The 13,139-nt window shown below is 65.6% G+C and carries 10 protein-coding genes; 3 read left to right on the top strand and 7 right to left on the bottom strand.

What is annotated here, in order from left to right:
- Positions 1 to 1,290: 1,290 nt before the first annotated feature.
- On the top strand, positions 1,291 to 1,581 hold the full coding sequence (locus KR767_RS19760) for a hypothetical protein (RefSeq protein WP_166948800.1): 291 nt from the start codon (positions 1,291 to 1,293) through the stop codon (positions 1,579 to 1,581).
- The gene (locus KR767_RS19755; protein ID WP_166948802.1) at positions 1,571 to 1,870 is read left to right on the top strand and encodes a hypothetical protein; all 300 of its coding nucleotides are present in this window, start codon (positions 1,571 to 1,573) and stop codon (positions 1,868 to 1,870) included. The genes KR767_RS19760 and KR767_RS19755 overlap by 11 nt, the downstream gene beginning before the upstream one ends.
- Before the next feature lie 782 nt (positions 1,871 to 2,652).
- Here KR767_RS19755 and KR767_RS19750 read toward each other — a convergent pair.
- The 7 genes from KR767_RS19750 to KR767_RS19720 all read right to left on the bottom strand — a co-directional run bounded on the left by KR767_RS19750 (position 2,653) and on the right by KR767_RS19720 (position 10,714).
- Positions 2,653 to 4,416, bottom strand: a complete 1,764-nt coding sequence (locus tag KR767_RS19750; RefSeq protein WP_166948804.1) for an ABC transporter transmembrane domain-containing protein — start codon at positions 4,414 to 4,416, stop codon at positions 2,653 to 2,655.
- Positions 4,417 to 4,489: 73 nt separating this feature from the next.
- Positions 4,490 to 5,083, bottom strand: coding sequence for an IMPACT family protein (locus tag KR767_RS19745; protein ID WP_250877529.1), 594 nt, complete (start codon positions 5,081 to 5,083; stop codon positions 4,490 to 4,492).
- Complete coding sequence (locus tag KR767_RS19740) at positions 5,080 to 5,850, bottom strand: hypothetical protein (RefSeq protein ID WP_250877528.1); 771 nt, start codon at positions 5,848 to 5,850, stop codon at positions 5,080 to 5,082. The genes KR767_RS19745 and KR767_RS19740 overlap by 4 nt, the downstream gene beginning before the upstream one ends.
- Position 5,851: 1 nt before the next feature.
- Positions 5,852 to 6,406: an RNA polymerase sigma factor gene (locus tag KR767_RS19735; protein WP_250877527.1), complete on the bottom strand. Its 555-nt coding sequence runs from the start codon at positions 6,404 to 6,406 to the stop codon at positions 5,852 to 5,854.
- A gap of 140 nt (positions 6,407 to 6,546) precedes the next feature.
- A complete protein-coding gene (locus KR767_RS19730; RefSeq protein ID WP_250877526.1) occupies positions 6,547 to 8,271 on the bottom strand; it encodes a vWA domain-containing protein in 1,725 nt (574 codons plus the stop codon).
- Between the two features lie 167 nt (positions 8,272 to 8,438).
- Entirely contained in the window at positions 8,439 to 9,932 is a 1,494-nt protein-coding gene (locus KR767_RS19725; RefSeq protein ID WP_250877525.1) for a GGDEF domain-containing protein, read from the bottom strand.
- A gap of 107 nt (positions 9,933 to 10,039) precedes the next feature.
- Positions 10,040 to 10,714, bottom strand: a complete 675-nt coding sequence (locus KR767_RS19720) for an NAD-dependent epimerase/dehydratase family protein (RefSeq protein WP_250877524.1) — start codon at positions 10,712 to 10,714, stop codon at positions 10,040 to 10,042.
- Between the two features lie 250 nt (positions 10,715 to 10,964).
- Between KR767_RS19720 and egtB the strand changes: the two genes are divergently transcribed.
- The gene (egtB, locus tag KR767_RS21395; RefSeq protein ID WP_345779887.1) at positions 10,965 to 13,139 is read left to right on the top strand and encodes an ergothioneine biosynthesis protein EgtB; all 2,175 of its coding nucleotides are present in this window, start codon (positions 10,965 to 10,967) and stop codon (positions 13,137 to 13,139) included.

The raw sequence follows: 13,139 nt of genomic DNA, 5'->3' as shown, positions 1-13,139 counted from the left end.
CCCGTGTGGTGTTTCGCTCCGTAGGAAGGGCTCGCCTATCAGCCTCGCATCGGCGCATGAGACGTGGCGGCGCACGAGGCGACGGGTGCGGCCCTTGTCGCTCCGGCCTGCGGTGTCCCTCGGGAAAGGAGGAGCCGCTACGCGGCTCAGTGTCTTATGGCTTCGCCCCTTCGGGCACGGGGAGCGGGCGGGGTTTTTCGACTCGGCTCCTGCCTCGGCGAAAAAGGCCGGCCTTCCTGGCCGGCCCCCTTCGGGCCTTTTCCGCCCACTCCCCTCACCTCCATCAAGTCGCGCCAAGGGCCGCCCCCGCCGCCTCTCCCCACGTGATCGCAGCGTGTTGTAGGAGCGCGCCTGCGCGCGACCGTTCATAGCGCAACCCATCACCGCTCCCGTTCCACCGGTCGCGCGCAAGGCACGCTCCTACAGGGATACGAGGTAGTGGTGCGAACACATTGTAGGAGCGCGCCTGCGCGCGACCATTCATTGCGATGCACATCAACGTTCCCCATTCCACCGGTCGCGCGCAAGCACGCTCCTACAACGCAACACTGCTACCGGATGGGCAACCAACTTCACGACAACATATCCCCTGTAGGAGCGCGCCTCGCGCGCGACCGGTCAATACGAGGCGTTGATGGTGTTCGCGATAACCGGTCGCGCGCAAGGCGCGCTCCTACAGAGAAACGTGGTCGTGATGGGATGGCGCGACGGTCACATGCGGGCGCCGCCTACAGACAATTCTGTGTTGTTTTGCTACGTTGTCACCGCTGCCTGCGCTGTCGGTTCACTCGTATTCGCAGGCAGCCTTCGCTCCAAGGCGGTGAAAGCGTGGAATCGGGAGGACGGCAATCCGTCCCGATCCCACTAACCACCGAGTCATCCTCAACTAGCTACCACTAGCAAGGAGTCGTCCATGGCTATCTGCCATTCTACGTCACTCGTCCGCCCGCCGCTTCTCCGCGGTGGCCCACCCTCCGGTGCCCGGGCCGTTCCGGTCCTGCCCGAACGCGGTTGACGAACCGCGGCGTCCGCCGCGCCTCTAGCGCTTTAGCCTTGCCGTAAACACCCGGCGCGTTGCCGGCTGCCCGGTGATGGCCTGCTGACGCCGCATCCACTTCGACAATCACGCCGCCCGGCGTCCGCTCACGGACACGCCGGAGAGCCTCATCGTCCCGGAGCGATGCGCAGTAAAACGTCAACCTGACGTTGCGTTACCCCGTGGCACGTTCATGGAGTCCATGGCGTGCCACACCTGGGATGGGAGGGCGGCGCTGACCCATGGAGTTGTACATGAAGGACATCAACGAACACTGGATTCTGGAGGACGACGATGCCTCCACGGAACGGTTGCTCAATGAAGCGACGGAATGGCTGGCGTATGCGCAGGGGACAGCGCGCTTACTGGCCGAGGTGGCGCATGAAGAGGCTGACGACGCCGATCACCGCGACCTGTCGCTGGCGATCGGTGGCGTGGCGGCGCTGGTGGCGGTGGGGCATTACTGCGTGCAGCGGGCGCATACACAGGTGCTGTTCGAGGCGCCGTCGAGGTACGACACCAGCGAGGTGAGCCATGGGCATTGAAATCGTGCAGATCACGATGGCGCTGGGGTTGATGGTGATCAATGTGCTGGTGTTCATGGATCGGCGCGAGGGAATGAGCCTTGCCACGCGCGGTGCGCGCGGATTCGCGGTGGCTGCGTTCGGCAGCGCTATCGTGGCGTTGCTGGCCATGGATCAGCTGATGATCCAGGTGTGGATACACCCGAAAGACGAAACGACGTTTGTGTTGTTCCGATTGGCGATGACCGGAATGGGATTGGCAACGTCAGGCGCCGTAGCCTTCTGGGTGCTATCGCGCTGGAACGTGTAGGAGCGCGCCTCGCGCGCGACCGGTGGAGCGGGAGCGATGATGGGTCGCGCCATGAACGGTCGCGCGCAGGCGCGCTCCTACAAGGTATTCGCACCACGACCCCGTATCCCTGTAGGAGCGCGCCTTGCGCGCGACCGGTGGAACGGGGGTGGTGATGGGTTGCGCCATGAACGGTCGCGCGCAGGCGCGCTCCTACAAGGTATTCGCACCACGACCCTGTATCCCTGTAGGAGCGCGCCTTGCGCGCGACCGGTGGAACGGGGGTGGTGATGGGCCGCGCCATGAACGGTCGCGCGCAGGCGCGCTCCTACAACAGCCTGCGATCACGCTGGGAGAGGCGGCGGGGGCGGTCCTTGGCGCGACTTGATGGAGGTGAGGGGAGCGGGCGGAAAAGGCCCGAAGGGGGCCGGCCAGGAAGGCCGGCCTTTCCTGCCGAGACAGGATGTCGAGTCAGGAAACCCCGCCCGCTCACCGGGCCCGAAGGGGCGAAGCCATAAGACACTGAGCCGCGCAGCGGCTCCTCCTTTCCCGAGGGACACCGCAGGCCGGAGCGCCAAGGGCCGCCCCCGTCGCCTCTGCTCCGCCACGTATGAGCGCCGATGCGAGGCTGATAGGCGAGCCCTTCCTACGGAGCGAAACACCACACGGGCTACGTTCCTACGGAGCGCAACATCGCCGATGCGATCGGCTCCCACACCTTCGGTAGGGGTAGCTTTGCTTTGCTACGGAGCATTACGTTTCAAACGGTCGCGCGCGAGGCGCGCTCCTACAATGGGATGGGGTCATGCTACGAACTGGAGGCGGGCCAGTTCGGCGTAGAGGCCGCCCTGTTGTAGCAGCTCTACGTGGGTGCCTTGCGCCACGATGCGGCCGCCGTCCATGACCACGATGCGATCGGCACGCTGTACCGTGGCGAGGCGGTGCGCGATGACCAGCGTCGTGCGGCCTTTTTCCAGGTGTTCGAGCGCATGCTGGATGGCGGCTTCCGACTGCGCGTCGAGCGCGGACGTGGCCTCGTCGAGCAGCAGCAACGGTGCATCGCGCAGAATCGCGCGTGCAATGGCGATACGCTGTTTCTGGCCGCCGGACAGGCGTACGCCGCGTTCGCCCAGTGCTGCCTCATATCCTTCGGGTAGTGCGGAAATGAAGCTGTCAGCCTCCGCCAGCAACGCCGCATCGCGCACTTCCGCATCCGTCGCATCTTCGCGACCGAAGCGGATGTTGTCCGCTGCCGTGCCGCCGAAGATGATCGTTTCCTGCGGCACCAGCGCAATGGCTCCACGCAGTTCGGGTAGCGCGAGCGTGCGCAGGTCCACACCGTCGAAACGGATCGACCCCGTGGCCGGATCGTGGAAACGCAGCAGCAGGCTGAACACGGTGCTCTTGCCCGCGCCGGATGGGCCGACAAGGGCCACCGTCTCGCCCGGTGCAATGTCCAGGTCGAACTCGGCCAGTGCCAGCACATCGGGGCGGGTGGGATAGCGGAACGACACATGTTCGAAGCGCAGCGATCCGGTGACCGGTCGGGGCAGTGGCTCCGGTGCTTCCGGCGTCTTGATGACCGGCCGCTCGGCGAACAGCTCGCCGATGCGCTCCATGGCGCCGGCGGCGCGCAGCACATCGCCCCATACCTCGGACAGGCCTGCCACCGACCCGGCGGCGAAGATCGCATACAACACGAACTGACTGAGCACGCCCGGTGCCAGTTCGCCGGAAATCACATCGCGTGCGCCTGCCCACAGCACCAGGGTGATGGCACCGAAGATCAGTACGATCACGGCCGCCGTCAGCACCGAACGCATGCCAATGCGACGACGCGCCGTTGCCAGCGCGCGGGCAATCGCATCGCCATAGCGGCGGCTCTCGATTGGCTCGCGTCCGTAGGCCTTCACTGCCTGCACGGCGTTGAGGGTCTCGTTGGCGACGGCAGCCGCATCGGCAATGCGATCCTGGCTATGCCGAGAGAGCTTCTGCACCCGCCGGCCGAAGACCAGGATGGGCAGCATCACGGCGGGAATCACCAGGGCGGTGAGACCGGCGAGACGGGGGCTGGTCCAGGCCATGGCGGCAGCCGCACCGATCAGCATCACGGCGCTGCGCAGCGCCACGGAGATGCCCGAGCCGACCAGGGTCTGCACCACTTCGGTATCGGTGCCCAGGCGCGATGTCAGCTCACCCACGCGCGTGCTCTCGTAAAAACCCACGTCCAGGCCCATCACGTGGCGGTAAAGCGCCGTGCGCATCGATGCCAGCGAACGCTCGCCCAACAGGGCAATGCAGTAATAACGGGCAGCGGTGGCCAGCGCCAGGACCACGGCCACGCCGAATAGCGCGAGGAATGTGCCGTTGATCGTCGCCAGGTTGGAGGCGAGAAAGCCGCGGTCGATGATGTGGCGCACCGCCACCGGCAGCACCAGCGAGGCACCGGAAGACAGCGCCAGGAAGAACAGCCAGCCCAGCGCGAGGCCCCGGTGTGGCTGCAGGAAGGGCCAGAGGTGGCGTAGTGCGCCGATCTTGCGTGATTTCTCCCTGCGTTCTTCAGTCATGCGCGGCGCGATCCTGTGGGCTTTGTGGACGGATGGGGCCATCCGGTTCGCTATTCAATCGGTTTTGCCGGGTTTACTCCACCACTCGCGGCACGACACGGCCTCGCGTGGCGTCCGTGACCCGGGCGGCGATGGCGTCGAGACGGTCTTTCGGTGCCAGCACGGTCAGCTCGGCGCCGTCCGCCACGAACACCTCGCGCTCGATCTCGCCACCCAGCTCGCGGATGCGTGCCGACACGAGAGCCAGGCCGGGAAAGTCGCAATGCATGTGCAGGCGGCCGGTCTCGACGATATCCACGCGCGGGGCCACGCGCAGGCATTCCGCCGCGCTGCCGCCGTAGGCCCGTGCCAGACCGCCTGCGCCCAGTTTGATACCGCCGTACCAGCGCGTGACCACCACGGCCACGCGGTCGCAGCCCTGGCCCTCGATGGCCTGCAGGATGGGACGCCCGGCCGTGCCGCCGGGCTCGCCGTCATCATGGAAGCGGTAGGCATCGCCGATGCGATAGGCCCAGCAGTTGTGGGTAGCACCGGCTTCGCTGACGGAGGCCATCCATGCCATCGCCTGGTCCGGGCTGGCGACGGGCGCGGCCCGGGCGATGAAGCGGCTCTTCTTGATCTCTTCCTCGTGGAGCCACGGCGAGGTGAGGGTTTGCAGTGCGCTCACCGCTCCAGGTCGCGCAGGTCTTGGGGCAGGTCGTAATGCGGATACGTACGACGCAGGATCTTCAGGGCATGCAGGGCATCGGCGCGACGGCCTTCGTCGAGCATCCGGCGGATGTCGGCCACCTGGGTGTCGGGGTCCGGCACGGTGGCTGGCCGGGAAGCCACCTGCGCGGTGTCTGCGGCTTGCAATGCCGGCGCATTGTCCAGCTTGAGGCGCGGTGCGGCGACGTACGTGCGCACTTCACCGGGAGCGGGCGGCTCCGCTGGGGAGGGGGGCGCTGGTGGCGCTGGAGGCACAGGCGGCGCCGGGGCTATCGAATAGGGCGCCATGGATTCCATGGCCGGCGCCGTTGTATGGACCGACTTCCGGGCCACCGGCGCCGGCGTGCGCTCGGCACGGCGCGTGGGGGCCACAGGTGCAGCGGATGTGCTGGTGACTTCGTCCACCGCCGGTGGCGGGGCCGCGACCGTGGCAGGGGCTTCTTCGCGAGAAGGGGCTTTTTCCATGACAACCGGAGGCGGTGCATAGACAGGCTGCGTCTCGCGCAGCTGCCATGCAAGACCGGCGGCCAGCACCAGTACCGCCGCCGAGCCCAGGGCCAGCGGCCAGCGCGGCTGGCGCCGTGGCGTGGCGGCCTTTGCAGCAGCCAGCACGGCGGCATCGAGCGCCGGATCGGGCTCGGTCCGGGGCAGGCGCGCGTACAGGCCGGCGAGGTCGTGCTCGTCGGGCAGGTCGTCGTCGCTGGGCGCTGGCGTGTTCGGGTTCATGTCATTCGGCAACGAGTTCGCGGATACGGGCCATGGCGTAGCGAAGCCTCGACTTCGCCGTTTCGCGGCCTACTCCGGTGACGGTAGCGATCTCCTCGATGGACAGTTCGTTTTCCATACGTAGCACGAAGGCGGTGCGCTGTTCGTCGGGCAGGCTTTCCATGGCCAGCTGCATGCGTCGGCGCAGCTCGAAATCGGATAACGCATGCTCCGGTTGCTCGCGCTCGGGAGCGGCCTGGCTGGCGAATACCGCTTCGGTTTCTTCCTGTCCCGCATGCGGTCGTTGCTTGCGGAAGCTGTCGATGGCCAGGTTATGGGCGATCTGCAACAGCCAGGTGCTGAAGCGCGCCTCGGGCCGATAACGCGCGCGTGCGGCGATGACCCGGCTCCAGGTCTCCTGGAACAACTCGTCGGCCAGCGCGCGATCCTTCAGCGTGCGTAGCAGGAAGCGGTAAAGCGCTCCCTTGTGGCGCATATAGAGCGTGGTGAAGGCAGCCGTGTCCCCGCCTGTCCAGGCCTGCATCAAGGCGGCATCGTCGGCCAGGGGTGCGTCCATGGCCGGGGAGGTTACGGCATCTTCGGGAGATAGAGAAATCCGCACGTGGATAATGTCGATACCCTGTAGGAGCGCGCCTTGCGCGCGACCGGTCATCGCGACAACCCGGTCGCGCGCAAGGCGCGCTCCTGCAACGAGGGTTACGGCGTCTGCATGCCGCCGGCCATATCGGCCAGCTTTGCCAGCTGCGCGCGATACCCACCCGGGTCAGCGCCCAGTGCATCGCGAGCCAGGGTGGCGACCTTGCCATACCCGAACCCATCGCTGTACTTCCCTCCGCGCAGGTTGTCGGCGAAGGCGGCCACCGCTGCGGCGAAGCGCATCCGCTCGCTCGGCGAGGTTGCCACCTGCGCGGAAAGCGGCTGCTCGATCAGCTTGCTGGCACCGCCATCGGCCGGTTTATAGCGCAGGCGCAGGAAAGCCAGTTCCGAGCCCTTGCCGGTAGCCAGCGTCGACGAGCCATAGCGCAGCGGGTCGATGCGTCGTGCCTTTGAATCCTTCAAGGTGACTTCATAGATGGCCGTGACATGGGCACCCGCACCGATTTCACCCGCATCCACCGCATCGTTGTTGAAATCCTCGCGGGCGAGCATGCGTTTTTCGTAACCGATGAGGCGGTACTCGGTCACCACGGCCGGATTGAATTCCACCTGGATCTTCACGTCCTTCGCGATGGTCATCAGCGTGGCGGACATCTCGTCCACCAGCACCCGGCGACCTTCTTCCAGGCTGTCGATGTAATGGTGGCTGCCATTGCCGACATCGGCCAGCTCCACGGCCATGGCATCGTTGTAGTTGCCTTCGCCGAAGCCAAGCGTCGTCAGCGCGATACCACTTTTGCGCTTGTCCTCGATGCGCGTCTTCAAGGCTTCGATGCTTACCGTGCCCACGTTGAAATCGCCATCAGTGGCAAGGATGACACGGTTCACACCGTCCTTGATGAAGCCTTTCGCCGCCTGCGCGTACGCCAGGTCGATGCCGGCCGCCCCGTTGGTGGAACCACCGGCATGCAAGGCATCGATGGCAGCGAGGATCTTCGCGTGTTCATTGCCGGCGGTAGAGCGCAGGGCCACGCAGGTGGCACCGGCATAAGTCACCAGCGACACGCGATCCTGGGCGCGAAGCTTCGGCACGATCTGGCGTAGCGAAGCCTTCAGCAGTGGCAGCTTGTCGGGTTCGTCCATGGAGCCGGAGACATCGACGAGGAAAACGAGATTCGCCGCAGGTATCTGGTTTGCAGGGACCTTGTATCCCTGGATGCCCACCAGCAGCAGTTCGCGATCGGCGTTCCACGGCGCATGGGCCAGTTCGGTAGTGACGCTGAAAGGCTGCGAACGGTCGCCGGGCAGCGCGTAGCCGTAGTCGAAGTAATTTATGAATTCCTCGCTGCGCACGGCATCGGCGGGAGGGAGCTGGCCTTGCTGGAGCATGTGCCTGACATTGGTGTATGAGCCCGTGTCCACGTCGATGCTGAAGGTGGATACCGGTTCGCTCGCCGCCAGATGCACTGGATTCGTATCGCGGTGCCGGTAATTGCTGGTATCCATCATGCCCGTTGGCATCACGGCCAGCCTGGCTACGGATGCTTGCCCTGCGGACGCTTCTTCGACAGCGTAGGCCGGCGGCGCCGCCGGAGAGGGTGGCGCGGGTGCGGCTGCCGCGGTGACCTGCACCCCGCCATAACGGGCGGTGGTCCGCCGCATGATGGGGGGCGTGATCTGTGCCTGGCCGCAATCCGCGGATCCGTCGTCCGTGGCAACGGGCACGCCGATCCGGGGCGTCGCGGGCGGCTGGCCGGCTGCGGCGCCAGCCGTGGCGACGAGGCCGGCGAAAAGCAGGGGCAGGGTGACGCGTAGCGTATTCATCTTGCATGGCCTCGCTTGGGGGACATGAAGGTGAAACGAAGCAGCAGGGCAAACGGGGTTAAAACCCGGGCTCGCGTAGGAGCGCGCCTTGCGCGCGACCGTTCATGGCGGCCAGCTACAGGAATCGTGGGGGCGCACGCCATGCCGGTCGCGCGCAAGGCGCGCTCCTACACGGGGCGGGGGGCTTCCGGGATGCCTTCGCTCATGGTGCCTACCCGGTTGCGGCCCGACTGCTTGGCGCGGTAGAGCGCACGATCCGCCGCGTTCAGCAGGTCGAGCGGGCTACCGGAAGCACTGGCGTGCAGGGTCGCCACGCCGATGGTGATGGTCAGCACGCCGAAGGGGCTCAGCGGGTGGGCGAGCGCTTGTCCTTCGACGTGTGAGCGCAGGTCTTCGGCGAGCGCCACGGCTTCCTGCAGGCGCGTGGCTGGCGCCACCACGGCGAATTCCTCGCCGCCGAAGCGGGCGATGAAATCGCCTGCGCGTAGTCCGCGCGCGAGCAGGGTGCTGGCGAGGGCGCGCAGGCAGTCATCGCCGGCAAGGTGACCATAGCGGTCGTTGTATTCCTTGAAGAAGTCGACGTCGATCATGAGCAGGGCAATGGGTTCGCGCTGCGCGGGGCGGTGCCATTCGCGCCAGAGCCGCTCGTCCAGCGCCCGACGATTCGCCAGGCTGGTCAGGCTGTCGATGAAGACCAGGCCTTCCAGTTCATCGCGGCTGCGCGAAAGACGGTATTCCTCTTCGACCAGATCGACCTGGGCCACCGTGCCGCGCAGACCGATACCGAGCACCGCGGCGATGGCGCCGATGATGCCAAGCGTGGGGTAATCGGGAATCACCATCAACCCGAAGCCCAGCACGCTGATGGCGAGAAAGGTAGGACTGGCACCCTGCACGAAGCGCACCAGATAGACCGGCGGATGCCAATGCCTCTGGGGGTTACGCCAGGCTGTCGTCACGAAGAGCACCAGGAACGGCAGGTCGAGCACTGCATCCCATGGCGACGTACCGAATTCGGGATGACCACCGAGCGCGACGTAGTGGTTGTAGAAGAATCCCGAAATGGCATAGGTGACGAAGAAGGCCATCACCGCGCGGAAGAAGTAGTGATCGTTGGGTCGGTCGGTGGCAAGAAAACGCAGCAGGGCGGCGATGGCAAGGCAGCAGTTCTCGAAGTCCAGCATCCAGGCGACGTCCAGCGCCTGCGCCATGCCCGGAGCACCCTGCACGCTGACGATGGAAAAGGTGCGCACATAGAACAGCACGCCAAGCAGCGCGGCGAGGCACAGGTCGATGGCGATGGCCCACTGTTTACGTGCCGCCACGGGTGCCGACGACACGGCAACCAGCACCGGAAGCACGTACAGCACGTAAAGGAACATGCTGTAGCCCGGCGCCGGATTGTCGTTGTCGAAGACATAGCTTTCGCGTGCCGCAAGCCCCATGCCCACGGCCCAGAGCGACAGGCTGCCCAGCAGCAGCCACCAGCGATCGTCTCGCGGCGTACCGGAGCGATACCACGCGCGAAGCGTGGAGATCATGGCGATCGCGGCGACGGAGAAGAACGCCACATAGGACACCGTCATGCCCTGGACAGGGAAAGCGATGAGCAGGGCGGCGTGCGCGAATGCCAGCATCGTCGCGATGACGATGGGCTTCACGTCGCGATGTTCCTTGGCAGCGCCACGAGGGCAATCACGGCCCGGGAGACGGTCATTACGGTGGTCATGCCGACATGGTACGGCCCACAAGCGCCCAATGGTGAGGTTTAGCCCTTTCGCTGTGCGACTTCTTCGATATCTGCCATCTCAAGGATGGTCTTGCCGTAGCCGTTGCGCGCCAGTCCGAGTAGGGCCTGTCCGATCGACTCGGTTGTCGCCACGAGGTGGGGGCGCCATGCGCGCAATAGCGGCAGCAGGGGGGCGAAGATCGGGTACAGCATCCGGTAGGCCCGCGTGCGCGAAGTGACGCCATGCATCGGGCGGATGATGCCGGGCCGGATCGCATGCACGCGCCGGAAAGGAAGCCGCGCCAGGGCATTCTCGGTGCGGCCGCGTACGCGTGCCCACATCGTCTTGCCGTGCTCGGTGGAATCCGCACCGGCGCCCGATACGTAAACGAAGGTCATGTCCGGATCACGTCGCGAAAGCGCCGTGGCGACGGCGAGTGTCATGTCGTAGGTAAGACGGGTATACGTCGCCTCGTCCATGCGGAACGAAGTCACGCCCACGCAGAAGAAACACGCATCGAAGTGGCCGGGCAGGCTGGCGATGGCCGCCGGATCCGCGAGGTCCGCACGGACAAGCACGGTCAGCTTCGGGTGCGACACGGCGAGCGGGCTGCGGCCCACGGCGACTACTTCCGATACGTCTTCGGCGAGCAGGCATTCACGGAGCACGCCCTGGCCGACCATGCCCGAGGCACCAAGTAAAAGGACACGCATGGGTATGCTCCAGAAAGGGGATAAATAAGTGAGTGAGCACTCATTATGAGAGCGCCTGGATGATTTGCAAGTGCATCAAATTCCGCCACGAAGTGTCCGATCCTGCCATTGTTGCCGCCCGGGAATCCTTGATGTGCGGACCTCTCGACTTGGAATGGCCGGGTACCGAACGCACGATGGTTATCCGTCTTCCTGCCTCGGCCGCGTGCATAGCGTGGTCGGTCGGGACACCAGCCAAGGGACGTCACCCATGCAAGCCATTCTCGATTCCGATCCTGCGTGTACCACGGCCGTCGCCTGCACGACCGCCCGCCATGAACGCTCCCTCGCCGAACGTTATGCCACGCTGCGTCAGCGCACGCAGGCACTGGTCGCCGCTCTTGGTCCTGAGGACATGGTGGTGCAGTCCATGCCCGATGCGAGTCCGGCCAAGTGGCATCTTGCGCACACCACCTGGTTCTTCGAGACCTTCATCCTCGGGTCGAACGTACCCGGCTATACGGTGTTCGACGAGATCTTCGGCTTTCTCTTCAATTCGTACTACGAGGCGATCGGTCCGCGCCATCCGCGTCCCATGCGCGGGCTGCTGACACGGCCGTCCGTTGCACGAGTGATGGAATATCGTGCACACGTCGACACCCATATGCAGGTGCTGCTGGCGGAAGCCCTCGATGCGCAGACCGAATCCCTGCTGCGGCTGGGCCTGGCGCACGAGGAGCAGCACCAGGAGCTTCTGGTGATGGACATGCAGCACCTGTTCGCCCAGTCGCCATTGAAACCGGCATTCGACCCGGCATGGCCACTTCCAGCAGCGGGCCGTATCGCGCGTTTTCGTCGTGTAGGCGGCGGTCCGGTGCGCATAGGTGCCGCCGATGAGCCGTTTGCCTTCGATAACGAAGGGCCGCGACACACCGCGTGGCTTGAACCCTTCCATATCGCGGACAGGCTGGTCACCAACGGCCAGTGGCTGGCCTTCATGACGATGGGTGGCTATCGGCGGGCGGACCTTTGGCTTTCCGACGGTTGGGCACTGGCACGGGAAGAAGGCTGGGAAGCGCCGCTGTACTGGCAGCGCGAAGGCGAGGTCTGGTCGCATATGACCCCGGCCGGCTGGCAGCCGGTGGACCCGGATGCACCGGTCACCCATGTCAGCTATTACGAGGCCGAAGCCTATGCGCGCTGGGCCGGTGCGCGACTGCCGACGGAAGCGGAGTGGGAGCATGCGGTGCGGTCGCGCCCCGGCCTGGAGCAGGTGGACGACGTGGCCTGGCAATGGACCGCCAGTGCATATACCCCGTATCCCGGCTTTCGCGCGACGGACGATGCCGTCGGCGAATACAACGGCAAGTTCATGAGCGGACAGATGGTGCTCCGGGGCGGGGCGACAGTGACGCCGCCCGGCCACAGCCGTCCTTCGTACCGCAACTTCTACCGCCCCGGACAACGCTGGATGTTCTCCGGCGTGCGTCTGGCCCGTGACGTGCCGGGTGAGCCGGAGGACGAACGCGACACCTTCCTGCGCGATACGCTGGCCGGTTTGTCGGCCACGCCGAAGTCCTTCTCGCCGAAGTACTTCTACGACGGCGCGGGTTCCGCGCTGTTCGAGGCGATCTGCGCAACACCGGAGTATTACCCGACGCGCACGGAAACCGCGTTGCTGGGGAGCATCGCAAGCGAACTGGTCACGTATCTTCCCGAAGGCGCAGCGTTGCTCGAACTGGGCAGCGGTGCCAGCGAGAAAACCCGCCTTCTTCTCGATGCCGCGCCGTGGCTGAGCGCCTATGTTCCCGTGGACATCAGCCCGGACGCATTGCAGGGCGCCGCAGAGCGACTGCGAGCGGCTTATCCGTCACTTGAAGTGCACCCACGCGTGGCGGACTTCACCCGTGGCATCGAACTGCCCGACGACGTGGCAGGGCGACCCGTGGTGGCGTTTTTCCCCGGCTCCACCATCGGCAACTTCACCCCCGACGAGGCGGTGGAGCTGCTGCGCACCGTGCGATGCAGCCTTGGCAAGGGCACCCGTTTCATCGTGGGCGCCGACCAGGTGAAGGATACCGGTACGCTCATTGCGGCTTACGACGACGCGGAAGGTGTCACCGCCGCGTTCAATCGCAATGTGCTGGTACGCATCAACCGGGAACTTGGCGCCGACTTCGACACGGGAGCATTCGAACATCGTGCGATATGGAACGCGTACAAGGCTCGCATCGAAATGCACCTGGTGAGCCGCCACGCGCAACGGGTGACAGTGGCGGGGCAGGTGTTCGACTTCGCAGCGGGCGAATCGATCCATACCGAGAACTCGCACAAGTTCACGCCGGCCTCCTTCGCGGCGCTTGCGCAGGCCGGTGGATGGATCGTGGAGCGTGAGTGGGTATCGCCCGGACCGGCGTTCGGGCTTTACGTACTGAAGGCCGTTTAG

The organism is Luteibacter anthropi (assembly GCF_023699965.1).
GTDB classification, from domain to species: Bacteria; Pseudomonadota; Gammaproteobacteria; order Xanthomonadales; family Rhodanobacteraceae; genus Luteibacter; species Luteibacter anthropi.
The sequence above is the reverse complement of the archived record's forward strand: the minus strand, read 5'-3'. Positions and strand labels throughout refer to the sequence as shown.